At 57.7% G+C, this 25,951-nt stretch carries 23 protein-coding genes; 6 read left to right on the forward strand and 17 right to left on the reverse strand.

Annotation, left to right across the window (positions count from 1 at the left end):
* Window positions 1-94: 94 nt before the first annotated feature.
* The 8 genes from secA to gmhB form a co-directional block, all read right to left on the reverse strand.
* Window positions 95-2,791, reverse strand: a complete 2,697-nt coding sequence (secA, locus tag RBQ93_RS02120) for a preprotein translocase subunit SecA (RefSeq protein WP_320370356.1) — start codon at window positions 2,789-2,791, stop codon at window positions 95-97.
* A gap of 184 nt (window positions 2,792-2,975) precedes the next feature.
* A complete protein-coding gene (locus RBQ93_RS02125) occupies window positions 2,976-3,275 on the reverse strand; it encodes a hypothetical protein (RefSeq protein WP_320370357.1) in 300 nt (99 codons plus the stop codon).
* Between the two features lie 148 nt (window positions 3,276-3,423).
* Window positions 3,424-4,524: a rod shape-determining protein RodA gene (rodA, locus tag RBQ93_RS02130; RefSeq protein WP_320370358.1), complete on the reverse strand. Its 1,101-nt coding sequence runs from the start codon at window positions 4,522-4,524 to the stop codon at window positions 3,424-3,426.
* Window positions 4,517-6,451: a penicillin-binding protein 2 gene (gene mrdA / locus RBQ93_RS02135; RefSeq protein WP_320370359.1), complete on the reverse strand. Its 1,935-nt coding sequence runs from the start codon at window positions 6,449-6,451 to the stop codon at window positions 4,517-4,519. The genes rodA and mrdA overlap by 8 nt, the downstream gene beginning before the upstream one ends.
* Window positions 6,448-6,936: a rod shape-determining protein MreD gene (mreD, locus tag RBQ93_RS02140; protein ID WP_320370360.1), complete on the reverse strand. Its 489-nt coding sequence runs from the start codon at window positions 6,934-6,936 to the stop codon at window positions 6,448-6,450. The genes mrdA and mreD overlap by 4 nt, the downstream gene beginning before the upstream one ends.
* Before the next feature lie 9 nt (window positions 6,937-6,945).
* Window positions 6,946-7,770, reverse strand: a complete 825-nt coding sequence (gene mreC, locus RBQ93_RS02145) for a rod shape-determining protein MreC (protein ID WP_320370361.1) — start codon at window positions 7,768-7,770, stop codon at window positions 6,946-6,948.
* Window positions 7,771-7,782: 12 nt separating this feature from the next.
* Window positions 7,783-8,685, reverse strand: a complete 903-nt coding sequence (gene rfbA, locus RBQ93_RS02150; protein ID WP_320370362.1) for a glucose-1-phosphate thymidylyltransferase RfbA — start codon at window positions 8,683-8,685, stop codon at window positions 7,783-7,785.
* 67 nt (window positions 8,686-8,752) lie between these two features.
* Complete coding sequence (gene gmhB / locus RBQ93_RS02155) at window positions 8,753-9,328, reverse strand: D-glycero-beta-D-manno-heptose 1,7-bisphosphate 7-phosphatase (protein WP_320370363.1); 576 nt, start codon at window positions 9,326-9,328, stop codon at window positions 8,753-8,755.
* 64 nt (window positions 9,329-9,392) lie between these two features.
* On the opposite strand from gmhB, the gene RBQ93_RS02160 reads away from it, so the two are divergent.
* Entirely contained in the window at window positions 9,393-10,445 is a 1,053-nt protein-coding gene (locus tag RBQ93_RS02160) for a 3-deoxy-7-phosphoheptulonate synthase (protein ID WP_320370364.1), read from the forward strand.
* 17 nt (window positions 10,446-10,462) lie between these two features.
* On the opposite strand, the gene sppA is transcribed toward RBQ93_RS02160, so the two are convergent.
* Window positions 10,463-11,350 (reverse strand): signal peptide peptidase SppA, encoded by an 888-nt coding sequence (gene sppA / locus RBQ93_RS02165; protein WP_320370365.1) that lies wholly within the window; start codon window positions 11,348-11,350, stop codon window positions 10,463-10,465.
* 44 nt (window positions 11,351-11,394) lie between these two features.
* Between sppA and RBQ93_RS02170 the strand changes: the two genes are divergently transcribed.
* Window positions 11,395-11,865, forward strand: coding sequence for a metallophosphoesterase (locus RBQ93_RS02170; RefSeq protein WP_320370366.1), 471 nt, complete (start codon window positions 11,395-11,397; stop codon window positions 11,863-11,865).
* On the opposite strand, the gene pssA is transcribed toward RBQ93_RS02170, so the two are convergent.
* The 8 genes from pssA to ilvD form a co-directional block, all read right to left on the reverse strand.
* Window positions 11,853-12,656 (reverse strand): CDP-diacylglycerol--serine O-phosphatidyltransferase, encoded by an 804-nt coding sequence (gene pssA, locus RBQ93_RS02175; RefSeq protein WP_320370367.1) that lies wholly within the window; start codon window positions 12,654-12,656, stop codon window positions 11,853-11,855. The two genes, RBQ93_RS02170 and pssA, sit on opposite strands and share 13 nt — an antisense overlap.
* A 23-nt stretch (window positions 12,657-12,679) precedes the next feature.
* Entirely contained in the window at window positions 12,680-13,339 is a 660-nt protein-coding gene (locus RBQ93_RS02180; protein WP_320370368.1) for a phosphatidylserine decarboxylase family protein, read from the reverse strand.
* A gap of 85 nt (window positions 13,340-13,424) precedes the next feature.
* Window positions 13,425-14,435, reverse strand: a complete 1,011-nt coding sequence (ilvC, locus tag RBQ93_RS02185) for a ketol-acid reductoisomerase (RefSeq protein ID WP_320370369.1) — start codon at window positions 14,433-14,435, stop codon at window positions 13,425-13,427.
* Window positions 14,436-14,590: 155 nt separating this feature from the next.
* Window positions 14,591-15,025 (reverse strand): hypothetical protein, encoded by a 435-nt coding sequence (locus RBQ93_RS02190; protein ID WP_320370370.1) that lies wholly within the window; start codon window positions 15,023-15,025, stop codon window positions 14,591-14,593.
* 104 nt (window positions 15,026-15,129) lie between these two features.
* Window positions 15,130-15,627, reverse strand: coding sequence for an acetolactate synthase small subunit (gene ilvN, locus RBQ93_RS02195; RefSeq protein ID WP_320370371.1), 498 nt, complete (start codon window positions 15,625-15,627; stop codon window positions 15,130-15,132).
* Between the two features lie 22 nt (window positions 15,628-15,649).
* Complete coding sequence (ilvB, locus tag RBQ93_RS02200) at window positions 15,650-17,350, reverse strand: biosynthetic-type acetolactate synthase large subunit (protein WP_320370372.1); 1,701 nt, start codon at window positions 17,348-17,350, stop codon at window positions 15,650-15,652.
* An 18-nt stretch (window positions 17,351-17,368) separates the two neighbouring features.
* Window positions 17,369-17,782, reverse strand: a complete 414-nt coding sequence (locus tag RBQ93_RS02205) for a DUF995 domain-containing protein (protein ID WP_320370373.1) — start codon at window positions 17,780-17,782, stop codon at window positions 17,369-17,371.
* 28 nt (window positions 17,783-17,810) lie between these two features.
* Complete coding sequence (gene ilvD / locus RBQ93_RS02210; protein WP_320370374.1) at window positions 17,811-19,472, reverse strand: dihydroxy-acid dehydratase; 1,662 nt, start codon at window positions 19,470-19,472, stop codon at window positions 17,811-17,813.
* Between the two features lie 252 nt (window positions 19,473-19,724).
* Here ilvD and RBQ93_RS02215 point away from each other — a divergent pair, with 252 nt between their 5' ends.
* From RBQ93_RS02215 to RBQ93_RS02230, 4 genes are all read left to right on the forward strand, one after another.
* Window positions 19,725-22,214 carry a glycogen/starch/alpha-glucan phosphorylase gene (locus tag RBQ93_RS02215; protein ID WP_320370375.1) on the forward strand — a complete coding sequence of 830 codons (2,490 nt, stop codon included), beginning with the start codon at window positions 19,725-19,727 and terminating at the stop codon, window positions 22,212-22,214.
* 74 nt (window positions 22,215-22,288) lie between these two features.
* Window positions 22,289-23,539 (forward strand): replication-associated recombination protein A, encoded by a 1,251-nt coding sequence (locus tag RBQ93_RS02220; protein ID WP_320370430.1) that lies wholly within the window; start codon window positions 22,289-22,291, stop codon window positions 23,537-23,539.
* Between the two features lie 43 nt (window positions 23,540-23,582).
* Window positions 23,583-24,677 (forward strand): 6-phosphofructokinase, encoded by a 1,095-nt coding sequence (locus tag RBQ93_RS02225; RefSeq protein ID WP_320370376.1) that lies wholly within the window; start codon window positions 23,583-23,585, stop codon window positions 24,675-24,677.
* Between the two features lie 166 nt (window positions 24,678-24,843).
* Entirely contained in the window at window positions 24,844-25,671 is an 828-nt protein-coding gene (locus RBQ93_RS02230) for a hypothetical protein (protein ID WP_320370377.1), read from the forward strand.
* The last annotated feature ends 280 nt before the right edge of the window (window positions 25,672-25,951 follow it).

Consider the following 25,951-nt stretch of genomic DNA (forward strand, 5'->3'; position numbering starts at 1 on the left):
GCTGTCGAGGGAGTGCGCGGAGGCGTACCGTGAACGTACGCCGCACAAGCACGACCGAAGACTTACGCTGAGATTGCGGAAAAAGACCGTTCCATCACTTACCGCAACACTTCTTGTATTTCTTGCCCGACCCACAGGGGCAGGCCTCATTACGACCGGCCACCTTCGAACTCTTGGCCGGCTCACCGTCTGATGCATCGTTGCTGCTGATATTCTGGAACAGCTTGCGGCTCTTCTCAACCTGCACCTCTTCCAGCTGCTCAACATCCTCTTCACGTTCCACCTGCACCCAAAAGACCTTTTCAACCGTCTCCTCACGGATCCGGATAATCATCTCCATGAACAACTGGAAGGCCTCTTTCTTGTACTCCTGCTTGGGATCCTTCTGACCGTAGCCCCGCAGGCCGATACCTTCCTTGAGGTGATCGATGTTGAGCAGGTGATCCTTCCAGTGCGTATCGATGGCCTGCAGCATCACCACCCGGATCAGGTGATCCATCAGCTCGTCACCGAGTTCTGCCGCCTTGCGGTCGATGATCTCGTGGGCCTGCTCCCTCAGCAGCGTCCGCAGGCTGTCAGCGTTCATCCGTGCAATCATCTCGCGGGACAGTTCCAGTTGCAGTGAGAAACAGCGCCCCACCGCCTCGACCAAGGATTCCCAATCCCACTCCTGAGGGGCGGTCTTGTCAAAGGCATAGGCGTTGATGATGTCGCCGATGGTGTCGTCCAGCATCTCCATGAAGCTCTCACGGATATCCTGACCACCCAGAATCTCACGACGCTGGGTGTAGATCACCTCGCGCTGCTTGTTCATGACATCATCGTAGTCGATCAGATGCTTGCGGATCTCGAAGTTGTGTGCCTCCACCTTCTTCTGGGCATTCTCGATCGACTTGGAGATCATGCCGTGGGTGATGGCCTCTCCCTCTTCAATCTTGAGGAAGTCCATGATCTTTGCCACCCGTTCGGAGCCGAAAATCCGCAACAGATCATCCTGCAGCGACAGGTAAAAACGGGAGGAACCTGGGTCGCCCTGGCGACCGGAGCGTCCCCGCAACTGGTTATCGATGCGGCGCGACTCATGGCGCTCGGTGCCGATGATATGCAAACCACCCAGATCCACCACCTCGTCATGCTCTTGGGTACACTGAATCCTGAACTGTTCGAGTTGCCCAGCAGCCTGCTCTTCGCTGGCATCAGGATTGTTCAGCCGCCACTGCTTCAGCAGGCCGTCCGGGTTACCGCCCAGCACGATGTCGGTACCGCGACCGGCCATGTTGGTGGCGATGGTGATGGCGGCTTTACGGCCCGCCTGGGCCACAATCTCGGCCTCTTTCTCATGCTGTTTGGCGTTGAGCACGAAGTGGGGAACACCCTGCTTGCGTAGCAGTTCCGAGAGCACCTCCGACTTTTCAATGGAAATAGTGCCCACCAGACAAGGCTGGCCCTTTTCGTAATGCTCCTTGATATCCTTGATGACCGCGTCGAATTTTTCCGTCTCCGTCTTGTAGATCACATCAGGATAGTCGGGACGCAGCAGCGGCCGGTTGGTGGGGATCACCACCACCTCCAGCTTGTAGATCTTGTGAAACTCCTCAGCCTCGGTGTCGGCGGTGCCGGTCATGCCGGACAGCTTGCTGTACATCCGGAAGTAGTTCTGGAAGGTGATAGTTGCCAAGGTCTGGTTTTCGCTCTCGATCCGCACCCCTTCCTTGGCTTCAACGGCCTGGTGCAGTCCGTCAGACCAACGCCGACCCGGCATCAGACGGCCGGTAAACTCATCAACGATGATCACCTCACCATCCTTGACCACATATTCAACATCACGACGATACATGGCATGGGCCCGCAGGGCCTGGTTGACGTGGTGCAGGGTTTCGATATTGCGAGGATCGTAGAGGTTTTCGACCTTGAGCAGCTTCTCCACCTTGGACACCCCCTGCTCGGTCAGGGTAGCACTCTTGGCCTTCTCGTCGATGGTGTAATCGCCAGTATAGGTCTTGCGCTTGCCGGAAAGGGTGTTGGCCTCCACCTCGAGCACCTCACCTTTTTCCAGCAGCGGAATAATCCGGTTGATCACGTAGTACTTGTCGGTGGACTCTTCGGTGGGGCCAGAGATGATCAGCGGCGTACGTGCCTCGTCGATCAGGATCGAGTCCACCTCGTCAACAACGGCGAAGTTAAAACCGCGCTGAACGTAATCATCCAGGGAGAATTTCATGTTATCGCGCAGATAGTCGAAACCAAACTCGTTGTTGGTGCCGTAGGTGATGTCGGCGGCATAGTTCTCACGACGTTGCTCATCATTCAGTCCGTGGACGATAACCCCCACAGTGAGTCCCAGAAAACGGTACAACCGCCCCATCCAGTCCGAGTCACGCCTGGCCAGATAATCGTTTACCGTGACAACATGCACCCCTTCGCCGCTGATGGCATTCAGATAGGCCGCCAGGGTGGCCACCAGGGTCTTGCCCTCACCGGTCTTCATCTCGGCGATCTTGCCGGCATGCAGCACCATGCCGCCAATCATCTGCACATCAAAATGACGCATCCCCAGTACCCGCCGGCTGGCCTCACGACAGACAGCAAAAGCCTCGGGCAGTAAGGCGTCCAATGATTCGCCCTGTTGGTAGCGCTGCTTAAACTCAGCGGTCTTTTCACGCAGCTGGTCATCAGATAAAGCCTGCACGGCCGGTTCCATCCCGTTTATCTTTGCAACGATCGGCCACAACCGCTTGAGCTCACGCTCGTTTTTGCTGCCAATCACCATCTTGACGAGTGAACTGATCATCTGCATCTCCATTCTGAAGTAAAAACCAGCGCAAGATACCACGAAAGCTGCTATCGCTCAACCGTAAAAGGGTATTTATGGCAGCCACAGCGCACAACCTTGACGAGGTCATGGTGATAGGACAAAAAAAAGCAGCGTACCCGTTTCTGGGTACGCTGCATGAAACCATAGACAGCAGAACTGATTAGCAGCCAGCAGCCTTAAGCATCTTGGTGCTGATGTTCTTGCCGTCCTTCTCGTCGTACTTCACTTTCACGTCGTCATCGACAACGATCTTCTTGCTGTTCAGCTTGTTGACGGTCATTTCATCACTTACCTGCATCTCAACAGCCTTGCCGGATGCGTTATCCTTCACGACGACGGTGTAGGAACCGTCAGCATTTTTAGTGATCTTGCTCACGGGACCCTTGATGGCGGCCGCGAAGGACAGGGAAGCTACGGTAAGCACAACAACAGCGGAGATAACGGATACGAGTTTCTTCATAGTACGGATAACTCCTTTCTGAATGAGGGGTAAAACCCCGGTTGTTGGGTGGCGTGAAGTGGCCGAAGAACATGCAACAATTGATATAGAACTATCATTTAATTCGATCAAAAGTCAACGTATCTTTTCGGGTAACGGTTACCGCAAATCAGAACATAAACTTACGCATACTGATGTTCTGCAGTATACCCACCCCGACCATGGAGGTGATCATCGAGGTACCGCCGTAGGAGAAAAAGGGCAGTGGCACCCCCACTACCGGGAACAGCCCGATCACCATGCCGACATTGATCACCGTATGCCAAAACAACATGGCCGTTACCCCCACCGCCAGCAGGGCACCCAGACGATCATTGCAACTCCTCGCAATGGTCAACCCCCACATGATCAATCCCAGATAAAGCAAAATCAGTACCAGAGTGCCGACAAACCCCCACTCTTCTGCAAAGACTGAAAAGGCGAAGTCGGTGTGCTGTTCCGGCAGAAAGCGCAGTTGGGCCTGGGTGCCCTTGACATAGCCCTTGCCCAGCAATCCGCCCGACCCGACGGCGATCTTGCTCTGTATGATGTGATACCCGCTACCCAGGCGCGCACGTTCCGGATTGATAAAATCAAGCACCCGGCTCTTCTGGTACGGCTTCATGTAGAAGCTCCAGGTCAGCCAGGCAAGAGGCACCGTGACCACCACGAAGGTCAGCAGGGTCGACCAGCGGAAGCCGATGAAAAAGGCCATTGAAAAGGCGATCAACACAACCAGCGAAGCGGTGCCGAGATCCGGTTGTTTCATGATCAAGGCTGCCGGCACCCCCAACAGAGCAAGCGGAAAAAACATATCCTTGACCGTCAAGCCACCCACCGCGTGGTAATTATTGAAAAAACGGGCAAAGGTTAGAATAATGCCGATCTTCATCAACTCAGAGGGCTGAATGGTAAACAGTCCCAAGTCCAGCCAGCGGGTTGCCCCCAGGCTCTTCTTGCCCACCAGCAGGACCGCCAGCAGCAGAACAACCACACCACCGTAGAGCCAATAGGCAAAATCCTCAAAAATGTGATAGTCAACACTGCAGACCACCAGTGAGATGATCAGGCCGAAGAACATCCAGTTCAACTGTTTGAAATAATAGGGCGCTCCCACCAGCTTGTAAGGAGCTGACGCGCTGTAGATATTCAAAACCCCCAGCAGACAGATGATCATCACAATCCCCAGCAGGGTCCAGTCAAAGTTGCTCACCAGACGGCGGTCAATCATCAGCTTTTACCTCATCAACAGGCTGCTCTGGTTGTTCGGGCGATGGCTTGACAGCAGCCGGCTGTTCATCTGCCTGTTTATCTTCTGTTGGTTCCTTCCGCGGCACCACCGGCTTCTTCAGGTCAAACCAGACCCGCAGAATCTGACCGGCTATCGGCGCAGCCACTGCGCCACCGCCACCGCCATGTTCAACCACTACCGCCACCGCCACCTCAGGCTTATCGTAGGGGGCAAAGGCGGTAAACAGGGCGTGGTCCTGATACTCATATGCCAGCCGACGCTTGCGGTCTTCGCCCAGCTTAACTACCTGCGAGGTTCCGGTCTTGCCGGCCACCCTGACATCAGCCAGCTGAGCCGCTGCGCCGGTGCCCCCTGCATCGTTGACCACCGCATACAGCCCCTGCTTGACCTTTTTGAAATGAGCCGCACTGACACCAACCTGAGCCAGTACCTCGGGGGCAAACTCTCTCAACACCTTGCCATCGGCATCCACCATCTGCTTCACCAGATGCGGCCTAAAAACCGTGCCCTCGTTGGCCACGGTAGCCACCATGGAAACCAGCTGAATCGGCGTCATCAGCACGTAGCCCTGACCAATGGCAGCCGGCGGCGTATCACCGGGAACCCACCGCCTGCCGAAACGCTTCAGTTTCCACTCGGTGGTCGGTATTAGACCTTTCTTTTCACCGGCCAAACCAATACCCAGCGTGTCACCCAACTTGAAACGACGACACATCTCTGCCAGGCGATCAATGCCAAGCCGTTCCCCCAGCTGATAGTAATACACATCGCAGGATTCCTTGAGTGAGCGGCGCAGATTAACCGAACCATGGCCCGTACGGCTCCAACAACGAAATTTGCCGCTGCCCAGCTTATAGGTGCCATCGCAATACACGCTACTCGACTCGTTGACCAGACCGGTCTCAAGCCCAGCCAAGGCAGTGATCATCTTGAAGGTTGAGCCTGGTGGATACTGGCCGGACAAGGCCTTGTTCTGTAACGGATGACGTTTGTCCTTCAGATAGGACTCCCAGACATCGGTCGGTATCTTGCCGGCAAACAGAGCCGGATCAAAGGTTGGGCTACTGACAAAGGCCAGCACTTCACCGTTGGTGACGTTCATCACCACCGCTGCGCCGGCCTGGCTGCCGAAGGCCCGTTCTGCCGCCTGTTGCAGCCGCTGGTCGATGGTCAACACCAGGCTATTGCCGACGGTCGGTTGGCTTTCATGCAGCACCCGCAGCACACGTCCCCGGGAATCCACCTCCAGTTGCCGGCCGCCATCCTCACCATGCAACTCATGCTCCCAGGCTTTTTCAATACCGTTCTTGCCGACATAATCACCAGGGTTGTAATCCTGATATGCGGCGTCATCCAGCTCCTTTTCCGATATCTCGGCGATATACCCCAGCAAGTGAGCTGCCGACTGCTTGTAATGGTATTCGCGCACCGGCTTCATGGTGATCTCAACCCCGGCCAGGCGCATCCTGTTTTCTTCCACTATTTCAACTTGCTCGCGCGTGATCTGGGTAGCAACCACCACCGGGTAGTAGCGAGCACGTCCCTTGGCCTTTTGCCAACGCTCCCCCAACTCGGTACGATCAAGCCCCAACAGCGTAGACAAACGGTCCAACATCGCTTCAACATCCGTGATTTCCTGCGGTATCAGCGCCAGACTGAAAGAAGGACGATTACTGACCAGTATCGACTTATTGCGGTCCATCAGGGCTCCGCGTGAGGCCGGCACCGGCAAAAAACGGAGACGGTTGTTTTCGGAAAGGGCCCGGTAATCTTCAGCATACAAAATCTGCAGATACCAAAGTCGCAGAATCAGCAGCGAAAAGATAAGCACCACCCCGAAGGCCAACGGAACAGTCCGCTGCTTGGGATGGGCCATCTCACGGACATAACGCTGCTGCTTGATCATGGGGATGTCCGCAAAGAACCACAGCCGGGAACTGCCGCCACCAGCGAGGCCACAAAGGCGTTTACCAGCAGATGCGGCAACAACTGGTTCAGCAGGGCGGCAAACAAGGTCGGTGTTTGAGAGAATACCAGCAGTAGCAGTAGATTAATGGCAGCAGAAGCAGCGGTTGCCGCAGAGACCGTCAGCACAAACAACAGGCAGCTCTGCACATTCAGACGTTCTGACACCGACTTGAGTACCAGATAGACCACCAAAAAAGAAAAGGCGTTCAGCCCCAGGTAGATGCCGCTCAGACAATCCTTCAGCAGGCCAAGACCATAGGCTGCCGGCAGGCTGACACTGGTTTCTGCGCGTAGTGCCAGAAATACCATCAGCACCAGTAACAAGTCAGGCTTAAAGGCTGGTTCGAGGTAATGGGGCAAGACAGCCGACTGGAACGCCACCACCGCGACCACTATGCACAACGCTTTCAGGAAGGCACGCATCGGTTTCTGTTACTCCCGGGGGGCACGCAGCACCACCAGCACCTCTTCCAGGTGTGCTGTTGACACTGCTGGTTTGATGGCAACCGACTGAAAAATGCCGTACTGACCCTTCTTGACCATGGTCACCGTACCGATCGGCAGCCCTTTGGCAAAGACACCGCCCACGCCGGAAGTCACCACCAGATCACCAACGGTGACATCCTCTTCACGCATGGTGAACTCAAGGGAACAGACCGCTTCGCCTTTGCCCTTCACCACGCCACGGGCTCGAGAACGCTGGATAATGCCGGCGATACCGCTGGCGTGATCGGTGAGTAACAGCACCCGACTGCTGTTGGGGGTAACCTTGATGGTCTGCCCCACCACGCCGCCGGCGGCCAACACCGGCATGCCGTCGCTGATACCGCTGGATGACCCCTGATCAATGGTCAAGGTACGAAACCAGGGGGCTACATCTTCGCCGATCACGGCTGCCGCCACCGTCGGTTCGTGAACCGTTTTGCGCATCTCCAGCAACCGCTTCAAGCGCTCATGTTCCTGCAGCAGTTCACCGGCCGCAACCAGTGACTGGTTGAGGGTCTTGATATCCTCACGCAGCTTCATGTTTTCGCGCCGCACCTGCACCAGGTTAAGGTAGTCATGCCAGATGCGATCCGGTAGCGTCCCCAGCCACTTTACCGGCCCCAGGACCGGACTCAGGATACTGCCAACGGCCCGTTCCACCCAATTGGCCTCCCTGGCATCAGGCAAATTGAGCGAATAGATGATCAGGGCCACCAACAACCCGATGGTGACCAGCAGTGACAACAGATATTTACGCAGCAGATCAAACATTAGTATCTCAGATCAGGATCGTGTTCCCGGCATGCCGCAGCGAGCCTCATGCATCACCCGCTGCAGATACTCGCGGTACGACGAAGCCGGTGTTGCGGCAATAACTGCTTCCATGGCGGTGCAATCGATGAACCCGCGATGCAGGGCGATCTCTTCCAGACAGGCAATCTTGAGCCCCTGCCGTGCCTCCAGGGTTTCGATAAAGTTGCTGGCCTCAAGCAGCGACTTGTGCGTGCCGGTGTCAAGCCAGGCGATGCCCCGTCCCAGGCGCTCCACCAGCAACTCACCCCGCTTCAGATAGGCCAGGTTCACATCGGTGATTTCCAGTTCACCGCGGGGTGACGGCGTAATGCCACGCGTTACATCGACTACCGAGCCGTCATACAGGTACAACCCCGGCACCGCATAGCTGGACTTGGGGACCGTGGGCTTTTCTTCGATCGAAAGCACCCGGCCAGCAGGATCAAACTCCACCACACCGTAGCGTTCAGGGTCGTGCACGTAGTAACCGAACACCCGTGCTCCTCCCTGGAACTCCTCCACCATCCGATCCAGGTGCATCTTGCCGTAAAAGATATTGTCACCGAGGATCAGACAGACCGGCTCACGGTTGATGAACTGCTCGCCGATCAGGAACGCCTGGGCAATCCCTTTCGGCTCCGGCTGCACCGCATAGCTGAGATTGATCCCCCAGCGGGAACCATCCCCCAGCAAGGCCTGAAAACGGGGGGTGTCGTGTGGCGTTGAGATCAGCAGAATATCCCGAATGCCGGCCGCCATCAGGGTGGCCAGGGGATAATAGATCATCGGCTTGTCATAGACTGGCTGCAGCTGCTTACTGGCCACCAGCGTCAGCGGGTACAACCGGCTGCCGGCGCCGCCGGCCAGCACGATCCCTTTACGTATCGGAGACATGCTACGCTTCCCTTCTTAACTGAGAGGATTAAAGCTTACGTGCAGTAACACAACCTGCCAAGCAGTGTCAAACCGCCAGAATCAGCTCCACCGCAGCAGCCAGATCGTCACAAACCGGCACCCCGTCGGGCAACCCGGCCGATTCCTGCTGGCCATAGCCGGTACGCACCAGCACAGCTCGACAGCCGGCCGCCTGCCCGGCCTGGATATCAACCAGCTTGTCACCCACCATCCATGATCGGGACAGGTCGATCTCCAGTTCACGCGCCGCCTGCAGCAGCATGCCCGGCAACGGCTTGCGGCAATCGCACTGCCGGTTGTACGGCTCCTGGCCTGCCGGATGGTGGGGGCAGAAATACCAACCGGCCACCTGACCACCACCACGAGCCAGCTCGTCAGCCATATATCGATGCAGTACTGCCACCTCCTGCTCGCCGTAGTAGCCACGGGCCACACCGGACTGGTTGGTCACCACCACCACCAGCCAGCCGGCCTCATTCAGCCGCCGGACGGCGTCCACAGCACCGGGGATCAGCACACAGTCATCAACTCGGTACAGATAGTCTTTTTCAACATTCAACGTGCCGTCACGATCGATGAAGACGGCTCGTTTGGTCCCACGAAACCCGTTTGAATTTGACAATGCCCGCCCCCATCCAGTACAACTGCCCAATCAAGCACTACCTTTGCCTGTGAGGCCCGTACCCATGATCAAGACCAACAACCTGAAAGTCACCAGCATTACCCCGATTATCGCACCGGCCGACCTGCGCCAGGTCTTTCCGATGTCGGACAGCTCGCGCGAGTTCGTCTCCCGCAGCCGGGAGCGGATCAAGGAGATCATTCAACGCAGCGATCGCCGGCTGATGGTGGTGGTGGGCCCTTGCTCAATCCATGACCCGGCCATGGCCCTTGAGTACGCTCAACGCCTGGCCGCCCTCTCCCGCCGGGTCGATGACCAGTTGCTACTGGTGATGCGGGTCTATTTTGAAAAGCCCCGCACCACGGTTGGCTGGAAAGGTCTGATCAATGATCCGGACATGGACGGCAGCCACCTGATCTCAAAAGGGCTGGGCATCGCCCGTAGCCTGCTCTGCAAGATCACTGAACTCAACATCCCGGTGGCCAACGAGATGCTGGACCCGATCACCCCCGAATATGTAGCTGACCTGATCTCGTGGGGGGCCATCGGCGCCCGCACCACCGAATCGCAGACTCACCGGGAACTGGCCAGCGGTCTTTCCTTCCCGATCGGCTTCAAAAACGGCACCGACGGCAACCTGCAGATCGCCATCGACGCCATGATTGCTGCCCGGGCCTCCCACAGCTTCCTGGGTATCAACCGCGAGGGCAGGACATCGATCATCCAGACCGCCGGCAATCCCGATGTGCATATCGTGCTGCGGGGCGGTTCACGCAAACCGAACTATCACCCAGAGGATATCCTCCATACCGAAGAGATACTTGCCAAAAACGGCCTGCCGGCCACCGTCATGGTGGATTGCAGCCATGGCAACTCCAACAAGGACTACCGACGTCAACCCGAGGTGCTGGAAGCGGTCATCTCACAGGTGGTGGCCGGCAACCGCTCCATTTCCGGCCTGATGATTGAAAGTTGCCTGGAGGAAGGCAACCAGAAGATCTGCGCCGATCAGAACCAGCTGAAATACGGTGTATCCATCACCGATGCCTGCATCAACTGGGAAACCACCGAAAAGATCCTGCTGGATGCCCATCACCGGCTACAAAAACGCAGATAACCCGGAAGCAGATGATCCTACTCGTAGGTCACCTGCAGGCCGCGTCCAAGCGCCTTGTTCAACACGCCGTCGAATCGTTGCTCGGCCCCTTCAACCAGCAGGTCAAGGTAGTTGACCTTTTTCTTGGGGGGCAGGAGTATTTCAGGCTCACCACTGATACCGGCCAGTCGTCCGGCCTCTTCGACGGCATCCTGCAGGTTCCCCAGCCTGTCCACCAGCTTGACCGCCTTGGCCTGCTCGCCGGAGAGAATCCGGCCATCGGCAAGCTGACGCACCTCCTCAACCGGCAGCTTGCGGCCCTCGGCCACGGCACGCACAAACTGCTCGTGGGTGCTGTCGATCACCGCCTGAAACATGGCGCGGTCTTCAGCGGACAGCGGCCGGTCCGGCGATCCGGCATCCTTGAAGGTGCCGGTCTTGATGGTGGCTGACTTGATGCCAACCTTGCCCAGCAGCCCTTCAATGTTTGAAAATTTGATCAGCACACCGATGCTGGCGGTGATGGTACCCGGATTGGCGTAGATTACGGTGGCCGGAGCGGCAACATAGTAGCCGCCGGAGGCAGCCAGGCTACCCATGGAGACCACCACCTTCTTTTTGGCTGCCAGCCGCTTGACCTCCTGATAGATTTCCTGCGATGGTCCAACAACGCCACCCGGTGAATCCACCCGCAGCACCACCGCCTTGACGTTGTCCTTTTTCAGGAAGTAGCGCAACTGGCGTACCGGCTCACTGGGATCAACGATCATCCCCTTGATCTCTACCAGGCCAATCCCCTGGCCTCGGGGGAAGTCGGAATCATCACTCTTCAGGAGCAGACGGCCCAGCATGACTGCACTGACCAGCATCAGCAGCAGTGCAGCAAAAAGGCCGACTATGATCAGCAGAATTTTTTTGGCGGACATGTATGCTGCCTCCGGATAGAACCATCACTACGAAAGGAAAGGGAATGCGTATTCTGGTAGTTTCAGACAGTCACGGTAATGACGGCATGCTATTCAGAGCCCACCAGCAGGCTGGCCCCGTCGATGTCATCATCCATACCGGCGATGGAGAGCTGGACGCTCAACTCCTTGAGGAAACCCTTGGTGAAACGGTGCTGCGGGTGGCCGGCAACTGTGATCATGGCTCCAGCGCGCCGCGCGAGCTCCTGATCACCCTGGCCGACCGGCGAATCCTGATTACCCATGGCGACCGTTATCTGGTCAAAAGCGGGCTTGAACAGCTGTTGAGTTACGGCAAGCAACATGACGCCGACGTGATCCTGTTTGGCCATACCCATCTGGCGTTGTCTGAGCAGCGCGACGGCATACAGCTCTTTAACCCGGGTACCCTGTGGGGCCGCGCCCCCTTCCTCTCCTACGGCATTCTTGAGCTCACACCGCAGCAGATCAGGGCAACCATCCATCAGCTGGAATGAGTCTGCTCCTCATGCCCCTTGTGCATCGCCTTTTCAAGCCGCATCCGGCGCGGCAGGCCAACAAAAAAACCGATCGGCCCTGACAGCACGTAACAGAGCATGATCACGAACACCATCACGGCCGGTTCAGCAGCCACAATGATCAGCAGCACCACCGCCAACACCAGAAAACCGAACGGCTGCCGCTTGATCAGCTCAGGGTCTTTAAAGGAGTAATACTTGACGCTGGAGACCATCAGGAAGGCCAGCAGATAGATCAGGGCCAGGATGGCCAGCCGCTTATAGGAACTGGGCCAGCCGAAATGGTTGAATAGCAGCACGGTGGAGGCCACCATGCTGGCTGCAGCCGGAATCGGCAACCCCACAAAGCGCTTGCTTTCAACCGTTTCAACCTGGACGTTGAATCGGGCCAGCCGCAGGGCCCCACAGACTACAAACAGAAAGGCCGCCAGCCAGCCGAGACGGCCAAAGGGCTTCAACGCCCAGGCATACATCATCAGGCCCGGCGTCACACCGAAGGCCACCAGGTCGGCCAGGGAATCAAACTCCACCCCAAACTGGCTGGTGGTGCCGGTCAGACGGGCCACCTTGCCATCCAGACCATCGCAGATGGCCGAGATGAAGATCCAGACCGCAGCGGAACCATAGTTGCCGCTCAAGGTCTCGATCATGCTGTAGAACCCCGCAAACAGGCTGCCGGCTGTGATCAGGTTGGGCAGGATATAGATGCCACGCCTGATGTTTTCCTGTCGTGCCTTGACGGTGACTACCGTTTCTTCAGCTGGTTCCATAGACGCTTGCTCCTTGCTACGGCTCACGAAAGCTTGGTCAGCGCAGTGACGCCGGCAGTGGTAGTCTGCCCCACCGCCACCATCGGCTCACACATGGTCGGCAGATAGACATCCACCCGGGAACCAAAACGGATCATACCGTAACGCTCAGCACGCTCCAGCCGATCCCCTGGTTCCACATAGCACAGTATCCGTCGTGCTATCAGACCAGCGATCTGCACAAAGGCCACCTTCACGCCGCTTGCGGTCTCCATCACCAGGCCACACTGCTCGTTTTCAGAGGAGGCCTTGGCATGGCGGGCATCGTAAAACCTGCCCTGCTTGTAAAAATGTTCCACCACGGTGCCGGTCACCGGAGCGCGATTGACATGCACGTTGAAGACCGACATGAAGATGCTGATCTTGAGACAATCGCCCAGATGCTCCTGATGTGCCGGCCCCACGTAGACCACGGTACCGTCGGCCGGAGCCACCACCAGACTGCTATCCGCCGGCGGTTGCCGTTCTGGGTTACGGAAAAAGGAGATAATGAATAGCAACAGCGCAAAGGTAATCACTGCCGGCACGGCCAGGGCCACCGAGTGCAGCAGCAGGGCGCCGACACTCAGAAACAGGAACAGACCGCCGCTATAGGCGATAAACGGGTATCCTTCGGGGGTAATCAAGGCATTGGATGGGCGCATGGCATACCAGTTACAGATAAATTCTGTAGAATGTAGAAAACCCCGCTCCCAAAAGAGCGGGGTTCGAACTCAACAACAAGGCTGATTAGTTCTTTGACTTATCAACGATTTTCTGGATCCAGGGCATCATGGAACGCAGTTTTTCACCGACCTGCTCGATCGGGTGGGCAGCGTTCAGGCGACGACGGGCCGTCATCTCGGGATAGTTGGACATCCCCTCCAGAATGAAACGCTTGGCGTACTCGCCATTCTGGATGTTGTTCAGGCACTCCTTCATGGCTGCACGGCTCTGGTCGTTAATCACCCGGGGGCCGGTGACATACTCGCCGTACTCGGCGTTGTTGGAGATGGAGTAGTTCATGTTGGCGATGCCGCCTTCATACATCAGGTCGACGATCAGCTTCAGTTCGTGCAGACACTCGAAGTAGGCCATCTCCGGGGCGTAACCGGCCTCAACCAGGGTCTCGAAGCCGGCCTTGACCAGCTCCACCGCGCCGCCGCACAACACGGCCTGCTCACCGAACAGGTCGGTCTCGGTCTCGTCCTTGAAGGTGGTCTCGATGATACCGGTGCGACCGCCGCCGATGGCACTGGCGTAGGACAGGGCTACTTCGCGGGCCTTGCCGGAGGCGTCCTGGAATATGGCGATCAGGTCAGGGATGCCGCCGCCCTTGACAAACTCGGAGCGCACCGTGTGGCCCGGAGCCTTGGGAGCGATCATGATCACGTCCAGGTCGGCCCGCGGCACGATCTGGTTGTAATGGATGGCAAAACCATGGGCAAAGGCCAGGGTGGCGCCCTTTTTCAGCTTGGGCTCGATCTCGTTGCGGTACAGCTGCGACTGGAACTCATCCGGGGTCAGGATCATCACCACGTCAGCCGAAGCCACAGCCTCGGCGACGCTTGCCACTTTGAGGCCGGCGTTCTGGGCCTTGACGGCGGAGGCGGAACCTTCGCGCAACGCAACCGTCACATCAACGCCGGAATCCTTCAGGTTGCAGGCGTGGGCATGGCCCTGGGAACCGTAACCGACAATGGTTACCTTCTTGGATTTAATCAATGCAAGATCACAATCCCGATCGTAATACACATTCATGGCTGTTACATCCTCCTCAAAATATCCGGAAAACCGGTAATGAATCTACGACAAAATGAGCGAAATAAATACTATGTTTCCATACCCTTGTCAATCAGATAGCTGTTTTGCACCCGGAACAGAGGGCACGAGTCAGCCACCTGGCAGAACAACAACTATTGACCATTAAGTCGCTGTAAAAACTCTCGATACAACCACTTGCCGGCACGGTCACCGTCGGCCTCGCCAACCACGATACTCTCCAGCACGCATTGACGATCGGATGAAGCAACGAGAAAGCTGCGTACATCACGTGGCGGCACATCGAGGTAGAAACGCTTCGGCAGCCGGTCCAGCATGGCATTGGTGTCCCAGCGGTCCACCAGGGCATTCCTGAATCCGGCTCGATAGGCATCAACGTCACATATCCAGCGGCTGGGGCGGAAGGTCAGATCTTTGAGCTGATACCGCGTTTCCCCCACCGTGCCGATCATCACCGGGTCCCCCTGCCAAGCGCCTTCATCCGGGCGCAGATTGAGCAGTGAACAGCCACTCATCAGCACACCCAAGGCCAACAGCAGGCCATATCGCCGCATCCTGTTCAGCTTCATGCCATCCTCGTTAACAACAGCAGCAGGCTGATCACTAATGTCAAAGGCCGCCTGTGCTCGACACACAGGCGGCCTTACACGTAACGTCCTGAGCGAGAGGAATCCTACCCCTTCCAACCTTTTGCGCCACGGCCGATGGCAACCGCCCCGGTCCGCACCAGCTCCTTGAGCCCCAGCGGACGCAACAACTCCATAATAGCATCGATCTTGATCGGCGCGCCGGTGGCCTCGATGGTGTAGGACTTGGGCGTAACATCGATGATCTTGGCCCGGAAGATATCCACGATCCGCAGCACCTCGGCCCGACTCTCGTCCTCGGCCGTGACCTTGATCAGGGCCATCTCACGCTCGATGGCGCTGCCGTCGCTAAAGTCGATTACCTTGATCACATCCACCAGCTTGTTGAGCTGTTTGGTGATCTGCTCCAGGATATTGTCATCGCCCCGCGTGACGATGGTCACCCGGGAAAGCCCCTCTTCATTGGTGGGGGCCACGGTCAGGGAGTCAATATTGAACCCCCGTCCCGAAAAGAGGCCGGAAACCCGGGCCAGCACCCCAAACTCGTTTTCCACCAGCACTGATATGGTATGACTATGGTGCATGAGCTTCATTTCCTCCGCTACACTAGGCGTTCAGAACCATTTCATTCAGGGATGCACCGGCCGGAACCATCGGCAACACCTTCTCCTCACGGGCGATCTTGAATTCCATCACCACCGGACCGTTGTGGGCCAGGGCCTCCTTGATCACCTGCTCAACCTCAGCCGGCTTTTCGGTCCGTAGGCCTTTGGCGCCATAGGCCTCGGCCAGCTTGACGAAGTCGATCGGCAACTCCATGCAGGTCTGTGAGTAACGCTTGTCGAAGAACAGCTCCTGCCACTGACGGACCATCCCCAGGAAGTTGTTGTTGAGGATCACGATCTTGACCGGCAGACGGTTCTGGACCATGGTGGCCAGCTCCTGAATGTTCATCTGCACACCACCGTCGCCGCAGACGCAGATTACCTGGCGTTTGGGGAAGGCAGCCTGGGCCCCCATGGCAGCCGGCAGACCGAAGCCCATCGTACCCAGACCACCCGAAGTCAGCAGGGTGCGGGCATGGTGGAATTCGAAAAACTGGGCAGCCCACATCTGATGCTGGCCCACGTCGGTGGCCATGATGGCATCGTCGTTGGAGAGTTCACGCAGTTTCTGGATCACGTACTGCGGTTTGATCACGCTGGTGCTCTGCTTGTAGGAGATCGGATGTTTCTCTTTCCAGCCGCTGATGTCCTCATGCCAGGCGGCCAGATTCTTCAGCAGAGCCTTGATGCCCGGAGCCTGCTTGTCCAGCTCGGCCAGCATCTTGGCCAGCACATCTTTCGTATCGCCCACGATCGGCAGATCCACCCGCACGTTCTTACGGATCGAGGTGGGATCGACGTCGATATGGATGATCTTGGCATGGGGCGCGAAGGTGGCGATCTTGCCGGTTACCCGGTCGTCAAAGCGGGCACCCACCGCCACAATCAGGTCGGAATGGGTCATGGCCATGTTGGCGGCATAGGCGCCGTGCATCCCCAACATCTTCAGGGCCAACGGATCGTTTTCCGGGAAGGAACCTAGCCCCATCAGGGTGGTGGTCACCGGGAACTGCAACCGACGGGCCAGGGCGGTCAACTCATCGGCCGCATTGGCCAGGATCACGCCACCGCCGACGTACATCACCGGGCGGCGGGCAGCCAGCATCATCGAGATCGCCTTCTCCACCTGGCGCGGATGCCCACCCAGGTTAGGCTTGTAACCACGGATGTCCACACTCTCCGGCCACTTGAACTCGGCCTGGGCGATCTGGACATCCTTGGGGAAGTCGATCAGCACCGGACCGGGACGGCCGGAACGGGCGATATAGAACGCCTTGCGGACAATGGTCGGGATATCCTTGGGGTTGCGCACCAGGAAGCTGTGCTTGGTGATCGGCCGGGTGATGCCGATCATGTCCACTTCCTGAAAGGCGTCGTTGCCGATCAGCGGAGTGGGCACCTGGCCGGAGATGATCACCATCGGGATCGAATCCATGTAGGCCGTGGCGATGCCGGTCACGGTGTTGGTGGCGCCGGGGCCTGAGGTGGCAATGGCCACCCCCACCTTGCCGGTGGCCCGGGCGTAGCCGTCGGCGGCATGGGTGCCGCCCTGCTCATGGCGGGGCAGGATATGCCGGATCTCCCGCACATTCATCAGTTCATCATAGATATTGATCACGGTGCCGCCGGGGTAGCCGAACACCAGATCAACTCCCTCGCGCTTCAGGGATTCAAGGAGGATACGCGCGCCATTCATTTTCATACGAAAACCTCGATCAGTTTAGAAATTGTTAGGGTTGCCGGTCAGGATGTTAATGACCGTGTATTGCACGTCGCCGTTGGCATCCACCAGCTTGCGCTGCTGGCTGACGTTGTCGAAAAAGACCTTGTAGCAGGCGCTGGGGGCATAGCTGCTATTCCAGTTGCTGAAGCAGAGCTGCCCCTCGGGAGTGATGTTCCAGTTGGCCTTAATCTTATCGCCGTAGGCACCCTTACCCACCACCACACCGCTGCGGTCAAAGTAATAGACCTTGCCATCGGCAGAGGTAACCGTATTGCTGACAAAGACATCCTTGACCTCACGGGCCGACAGCAACAGCGAGCTGGAATCACGCAGAGCCTGCTCATCGGTGGTGCAGGCTGCGACAGTCAGGGCCATAAGCAAAGCAGCACACAGGGCCAGTAGCTTTTTCATGGCAGGATACCTCCGTTCGAGTTAGTAGTTAGTCCGCAGTTGTCACTGCGCCAGTATAGGCGGATGTCACCACCTTGGCATAACGTGCCAGCCAGCCGGTCTTTATCTTGGGCTCCGGGGCTTTCCAGGCTGCCTTACGGGCAACCAGGGTGGCCTCATCCACCAACAGGTCCAGCTTACGGTTCGGGATGTCCAGCAGGATCCGATCGCCGTCCTGCACCAGGGCGATCGGACCGCCTTCGGCCGCCTCGGGCGAGATATGGCCGATGCAGGGACCACGGGTGCCTCCGGAGAAACGGCCGTCGGTGATCAGGGCCACCGAATCGCCCAGTCCCAACCCCATAATGGCGGCGGTGGGGGCCAGCATTTCGCGCATACCGGGGCCACCCTTGGGGCCTTCATAGCGGATCACCACCACATCGCCCGATGTCACCTTGCCCTCCATCAGGGCGGCCATGGCCAGTTCTTCCGAATCAAAGCAGCGGGCGTTGCCCTCAAAGAGCATCATCTTGTCCGAGACGCCGGACTGCTTGACCACCGCGCCCTTGGGGGCGATGGAGCCGAACAGCACCGCGATGCCGCCCTCTTTCTTGACCGGGTTGGTCAGGGGACGGATGACGGTTTCATCGACATTCTCGATGCTGGCGGCCAGCTGGTGGGTGGTCAGGCCGAACAGGGTCTGGGTGTCATTGATCTTGTCCCCCAGTTGCTTCAGCACACCGCTGACGCCGCCGGCAATATCCAGGTCTTCCATGAAATGCTCACCGGCCGGATTCATGGAGGCCAGCTGCGGGGTCTCCTTAGCCAGGACATCGAAGGTCTCCAACGGCAGTTCCACACCAGCCTCGCGGGCAATGGCCAGTAGGTGCAGCACGGTATTGGAGGAGCCGCCCAGGGCCAGATCAACCCGGATGGCATTCTCAAAGGCCGCCCGAGTCATGATATCGCGGGGCTTGACATCGTTGTGCACCAGCTCAACGATCTTCTCACCGGAGGCAAAGGCGATCCGCCGCTTCATGGCCGATACCGCCAGGGCGGTGCCGCAACGGGGCAGACTCATCCCCAGCGTCTCGGTCAGGATCGCCATGGTGTTGGCGGTAAACAGGCCCTGGCAGGAACCCATACCGGGGCAGGCGTTGTCCTCGCAGACCTGCAGCTCCTTGGCATCGATCACCCCGGCCTTATAGCGGGCCATGGCCTCAAAGGTGTCGGTCACAAAGGAATAGGCCCGCCCCTCCCGCCCTCTCCCGCTCATCATCGGACCGGCGGTCACGATGATACAGGGGATATTGAGGCGGGCGGCAGCCATCAGCATGCCGGGGGTGATCTTGTCGCAGTTGGTCAACAGCACCAGACCGTCCAAGCGATGGGCCTCAGCCACCGACTCCACCATATCGGCAATCAGCTCACGGGTCGGCAGGGAGTAGTGCATCCCCTTGTGGCCCATGGCAATACCGTCACAGACACCGGGAATACCAAAAAACTGGGCATAACCGCCGCCACTGTGGATGCCCTTTTCGATAAAGCGCTCCAGATCCCGCATGCCCACATGGCCGGGGATCAGATCGGTAAAGCTGGTGGCCACGCCGATGAACGGCCGATCCATCTGGCTCTGCGGTATCCCGGTGGCCTTGAGTAATGCCCGGTGCGGTGTCCGCTCCAGGCCTTTCTTGATCATATCACTCCGCATAAGCCGCTCCCAAAAGCCAAAAATTAGTTTGCCGCTGTCAAATCAAGCGGTTGCCTGGCAATTAAAGAAAATTACTTTAATACAACCAAGCCAGGGGTGTCAACCGCGATGCCACCAACCTGCGCCATGAGACACAGCGGACCGTCACACGTCCGGCACCATTCTTTTTAAGGCGCTTTACTTGAAGCCCTCCCGGTTTGCCAGTATACTTCAAGGCCACTGACACCAACTTAGCCCGGCAAAGGTTATCCCATGCTCCCCAATCAGCCCCAACAACAGCCCTGCACGCCCCCCACCACCGATGAGCTGCGGCGGTCATTCCTCTACCACCTGCACCACACCCTGGTAAAGGACAAGTATTCCGCCACCAAGCCTGATCTGTACATGGCCCTGGCCTATGCCGTGCGTGACCTGCTGGCCGAACGCTGGCTGGATACCCAGCAGGCCTACTACCGCAATGACGCCAAACGGGTCTATTACCTCTCAATGGAATTTCTGATGGGGCGCACCCTCAATAACGCCCTGATCAACCTGGGACTACGGGAAGAATGGGATACCGTACTCAAGGAGTTGGGGCTGGATATTGCCGAATTGCAGGAAATGGAGTGGGATGCTGGCCTTGGTAACGGCGGCCTGGGGCGGCTGGCGGCCTGTTTTCTCGATTCGCTGGCCACCATGCAGCTGCCGGCCTATGGCTACGGCATCCGCTACGAATACGGCATGTTCTATCAGAAGATCGCCGACGGCGCCCAGGTCGAGGTGCCGGACAACTGGCTGCGCTATCCCAACCCCTGGGAGTTCGACCGCCAGGAACACCTGCACCCGGTCAAGTTTGGCGGGCGGGTGGTTGAATTCACCGACCGTGACGGCACGGTGCGCCACTCCTGGGTCGACTGCGACGAGGTGATGGCCCTGGCCTATGACTTCCCGATCCCGGGTTACCGCAATGACACCGTCAACACCATGCGGCTCTGGAGTGCCAAATCCAGCCGTGATTTTGACCTGCGCTTCTTTAACGAGGGCAATTACATCGGTTCGGTCGAATCCAAGATGAAGACCGAAAACATCTCCAAGGTCCTCTACCCGGCCGACCATATGGCCGAAGGCAAGCAACTCAGACTGCGTCAGGAGTATTTCCTGGCCTCGGCCACGGTGCAGGACATCTTCTACCGCTTTGCCAAAAAGCACGACGATCTGTCCCAATTACCGGACAAGGTGGCGATCCAGCTCAACGACACCCACCCGGTGCTGGCAATACCGGAGTTGATGCGAATCCTGGTCGACGAAAAACGCCTCAACTGGGAAGATGCCTGGCGGATTACCACCCAGACCTTTGCCTATACCAACCACACCATCCTGCAGGAGGCCCTGGAAACCTGGCCGGTACCGATGCTGCAACGCCTGCTGCCGCGTCATCTGCAGCTGATCTTTGAAATCAACGCCCGCTTTATGACCGAAGTTGCAGCTCGCTTCCCCGACGACGCTGCACGGCTGCAACGGATGTCGCTGATCGACGAGTTTGGCGAAAAACGGGTGCGGATGGCCCACCTGGCCATCGTGGCCAGCCATTCGGTCAACGGTGTCTCGGCCCTGCACAGCGACATCCTCAAGACTGATCTGTTCAAGGATTTTTATGAGCTCTGGCCGGAACGGTTCAACAACAAGACCAATGGCATCACCCAGCGCCGCTGGCTCAAGCATTGCAACCCCTGGCTGTCGGATCTGATCAGCGAGGCGATCGGCGACGGCTGGACCCGCAACCTGGATGAGCTGCGCAAACTGACGCCACTGGCTGAAGACAGCGCCTTCCGCACGCGCTGGATGGAGATCAAGCGTCGCAATAAGCAGCGTCTGGCCGAACATATCTACAAGCGTAACTGCATCCAGGTATCGCCTGATTCAATGTTTGACTGCCAGACCAAACGGATCCACGAATACAAACGGCAACTGCTGAACATCATGCAGGTGATTGCCCAGTACAACCGTCTCAAGGAATATCCGGGTCTGGGGCTGCCGCCCCGCACGGTACTGTTCAGCGGCAAGGCGGCCCCCTCCTACGCCAGCGCCAAGCTGATCATCAAGCTGATCAACGGGGTGGCCAACGTGGTCAACAACGACCCGGCCACCAATCAGCAGCTTAAAGTGGCCTTCCTGGCCAACTACAGCGTCTCGCTGGCCGAGCTGATCTTCCCGGCCGCCGACCTGTCGGAGCAGATCTCCACCGCCGGCACCGAGGCATCCGGCACCGGCAACATGAAGTATGCCCTGAACGGGGCGCTGACCATCGGCACCCTGGACGGCGCCAATATTGAGATCATGGAAGAGGTCGGCCGAGACAACATCTTCATCTTCGGCCTGGATGCGGCGGGAGCCGCCAAGGTGCGCAGCGAAGGCTACCGCCCCCAGGACTACTACTACCGCCTGCCGCAGCTGAAACAGGTGCTCGACCAGATCAGTTCAGGCATGTTCTCTCCCGCTGACCAGGGACTGTTCCATCCCCTGGTGGATCAACTACTGAATTCCGATTACTACCTGCTGCTGGCCGATTTTGACGCCTACCTGGATGCTCAGGCCGAGGTGGATCGGCTCTACATGAACCCGGAACAATGGGCCAGGAAATCAATCCTGAACACGGCCGGCATGGGCAAGTTTTCCAGCGATCGCACCATTGCCGAATATGCCGATGATATCTGGGGGATTGAACCGCAACAGATCACACGCCAGGGAGTGTACCACTGGTGAGTAAGAAAAACGTCCCATTGTTCCAAGCTGCACCTCCCGTCCCCTCTGTCGAGACGGCGCCGCTGGCCGAACGGATGCGCCCCCGCTCGCTGGATGATTTCTACGGCCAGGGGCACCTGCTGGGGCCAGGTAAGGCGCTACGCAGAATGATTGAGGCCGACCGGGTGCCCTCACTGATCTTCTGGGGACCACCCGGCTGCGGCAAGACCACCCTGGCCCACATCCTGGCCCAGGAGACCAAGGCCCGCTTTGTCTTTTTCTCGGCTATCATGGCCGGTGTCAAAGAGGTGCGCGAGATTTTTAAAGAAGCCGAGGAAACGGCACGCACCGGTCAGCGCACCATCCTGTTTGTAGATGAGATCCACCGTTTCAACAAGGCCCAGCAGGACGCCTTCCTGCCGGCGGTGGAAAAAGGGTTGGTTACCGTCATCGGCGCCACCACCGAAAATCCCTCCTTCGAAGTGATCGCCCCCCTGCTCTCCCGCTGCCGGGTGCTACGGCTGCAGCAGCTGCAGCCGGAAGAGCTCTCAATGCTGATCCGGCGTGCCTTGGCTGATTCCGAGCGGGGCCTGGGAGGCCTCAACCTGACCATCAGCGACGAGGCGGTGGTCTTTCTGGCCGAAGCAGCCCAAGGGGACGGACGCAAGGCGCTCAATACCCTGGAGGTAGCTGCTGGCCTCACGCTGGACGCAGCCATCTCCCTGGAGGTCATGCAGGAAGCACTGCAGCAGAAGGCGCTCTTGTACGACAAGGGGGGCGAGGAGCACTACAACGTCATCTCGGCCTTCATCAAATCGATGCGGGGCAGCGACCCGGATGCGGCCCTCTACTGGCTGGCCCGCATGCTGGAGGCCGGCGAAGACCCGCTGTTCATCCTGCGGCGGATGATCATCCTGGCTTCGGAGGATATCGGCAATGCCGACCCCCGCGCCCTGCAGATGGCTGTTTCCGCCCTACAGGCTTTTCAGGTGGTGGGTATGCCGGAAGGTCGCATCATCCTGGGGCAGGCGGTCACCTACCTGGCCACGGCCCCCAAATCCAACGCCGCCTACTTGGGGATCGACGCTGCCTTGGCCGAAGTCAGAAAATCAGGCGCCCTGGAGGTGCCGCTGCCTATCCGCAACGCCCCCACCAAGCTGATGAAAGAGCTGGGCTATCACCAGGGCTACAAATACACCCACGACTTTGAAGGAGGGTATACTCATCAAGAGTACCTGCCGGAAAAATTGCAGGGGCGGAAGTACTATGATCCCAAGGGTCACGGTTATGAAAAAAACATCGTCGAGCGGATGGCCTGGCTGAAAAAGCTGGGCAACAAGGACTGAGACAGTACCCAAGCCCCATATATCAACCTACAGGAAGAAAACCATGTCCAAACGGATGAAGATCTGCATCAACACCGGCGGCGGTGACGCACCCGGCCTGAACGCGGTGATCGAGGCGGTCACCATGGCGGCCTACAACCGGCAGTGGGAGGTCTACGGCATCAAATCCGGCTATGCCGGCCTCTTGAACACCGATGAGATCATCCACCTCACCCCGGACAAGGTGGACGGCATCGCCAGTATCGGCGGCACCATCCTCGGCACCACCAACAAGGGCAACCCTTTTTCCATGCCGGTTTGCAACGCTGTCGGCGAATGCGAGTTGCGTGACGTCTCCGACAAGGTGATAGAGAACTTCAGGCGGCTGCGTTTCGACGCCCTGGTGGCGGTTGGCGGCGACGGCAGCCTGGAGATCGCCCACCGCTTTGCCGAAAAAGGGATGCCGGTGGTGGGGGTGCCCAAGACCATCGACAACGACATGGGCGGCACCGTGATCACCTTCGGCTTCGACACGGCGGTCAGCATCGCCACCGAGGCCATCGACCGGCTGCACTCCACCGCCAAGTCACACGACCGGGTGATGGTGGTGGAGGTGATGGGCCGCAACGCCGGCTTCATCGCCTTAAACAGCGGCATCTCCGGCAACGCCGATGTGATCCTGATCCCGGAGATCCCTTTTGATATCGAGAAGGTCTGCGACAAGCTGATGGAAAACGAGCTGAACGGCCGCAAGTACGCCATCGTGGTGGTGGCCGAAGGGGCGGTGCCCAAGGGTGGCGACGTGATCATCAAGGGGGGCGCGGTGGATGGCCGCCAGCATGTGGTGCTGGGCGGCATTGCCGAACATGTGGCCAAGGAGATCTCCAAACGCACCGGCAAGGACTCCCGTTCGCTGGTGCTGGGCCACCTGCAGCGGGGCGGCTCCCCCACCACCTTCGACCGGCTGCTGTCGCTACGTTTCGGCGCCGCAGCGGTGCGGGCCATCGAAGAAGGCAAGTTCGACCAGATGGTGGCGCTCAAATCGCCGGACATCGCCCTGGTGCCGCTGGCTGAGGCCCTGGGCATCCAGAAACGGGTGCGGCCCGACGGCGATACGGTGCTGACCGCCCGGGATCTGGGGATCTGCTTCGGGGATTGACGTGCCTCGGAAGTCACTGGGCGACAATTCTGTATTTTGCTCCTGAACTCGGCAAGCATCTTATATAGGAAACTTGCCGGGTTACTTATATAAGAAACAAATATCCTATATAGTAAACAAGTTTCTTATATAGGAAAACCGTATATAAACGAGTTAGGAGTTGAGAATGAGCAATAATCTTGGAAACAACCTTAATCAGATAGTGTTCTCAGCCAGGGCGGTCATGTTTGACCAAGGCGAGTTGGCACAACTTACATACGGCGCTTTTGATATTGCTGCACGAAGCATGCAGGAAATGGAGCAAGATGAGGTCGAAGTTACTTTCCCTGTAGGGTACAATCCAGATAGAACTCCCATGTCTAGCACCAGGAAATACCGCAAGGATCAGTTACTTTCGAAGTATCAGTTTCTTGCATATCATCAGTTAAGTGTGAATGCGATAGTCCAATTGGTGACAATTGTTGAAACGATGCTAGGCGATGTCCTCCGTGCAGTTATAGCCCGTTATCCACAAAAGCTTGGAGGGAAGAGAACGCTATCAATTCAAGCAGTACTGGAATCGACATCGCTTGAAGAAGTTCACATGCGCGCTACTGACACATTGCTGAATGAACTATCATACAAATCTCCATCAGAGTTTGCTGAAGTGTTCGATCAACTACTGTCGATAAATCTTCTTAAATGTCCAGCATTTCACAGATACATGGAAGTAAAAGCAACGCGTGACATATTCATACATAATCGAGGCGTTGCCAACGATGTTTATGTACGAAAGGCAGGAACACATGCACGTGTAAAATCCGGCATGGGATTGCCGGCTGACGTACAGTATTTTCTTGAGTCATATGAGTATTGCCTACAGATTGCGGATTGGCTTGAAGACGAACTTCATAGCCATTGGCACAGCTCTGAATATGAGGACAGGAAAGCTCCGCAACTGGAATTTCCATTAAATCCAACTTCTATTCCTAACCAGGAAGATGCACCGGCCTAAAATTCGGCTGGTGATCTCCCGGCTCGTTATGCACGAATAAAGAGGGAATTCTGGGGAGAGTATACCTAATTGACAACCACCTCCTGTCTGCCATGTTGATCGCATGACACACATTGAAGGTAATGTCGGTCACAATCCATTACATTCCCTTCAATGCTGGACCGGCACCTCCCCTAGCCGCGTCTCCCCCCCACCGACGTTACAGCCCCACCGTTTGACCACCTATGGACAGCCGCCGGTTTTGCTGTAGTATTATGCAAACAAGGCATACCGCTCCAGC

The organism is Trichlorobacter sp. (genome assembly GCF_034008105.1).
GTDB lineage: Bacteria > Desulfobacterota > Desulfuromonadia > Geobacterales > Pseudopelobacteraceae > Trichlorobacter.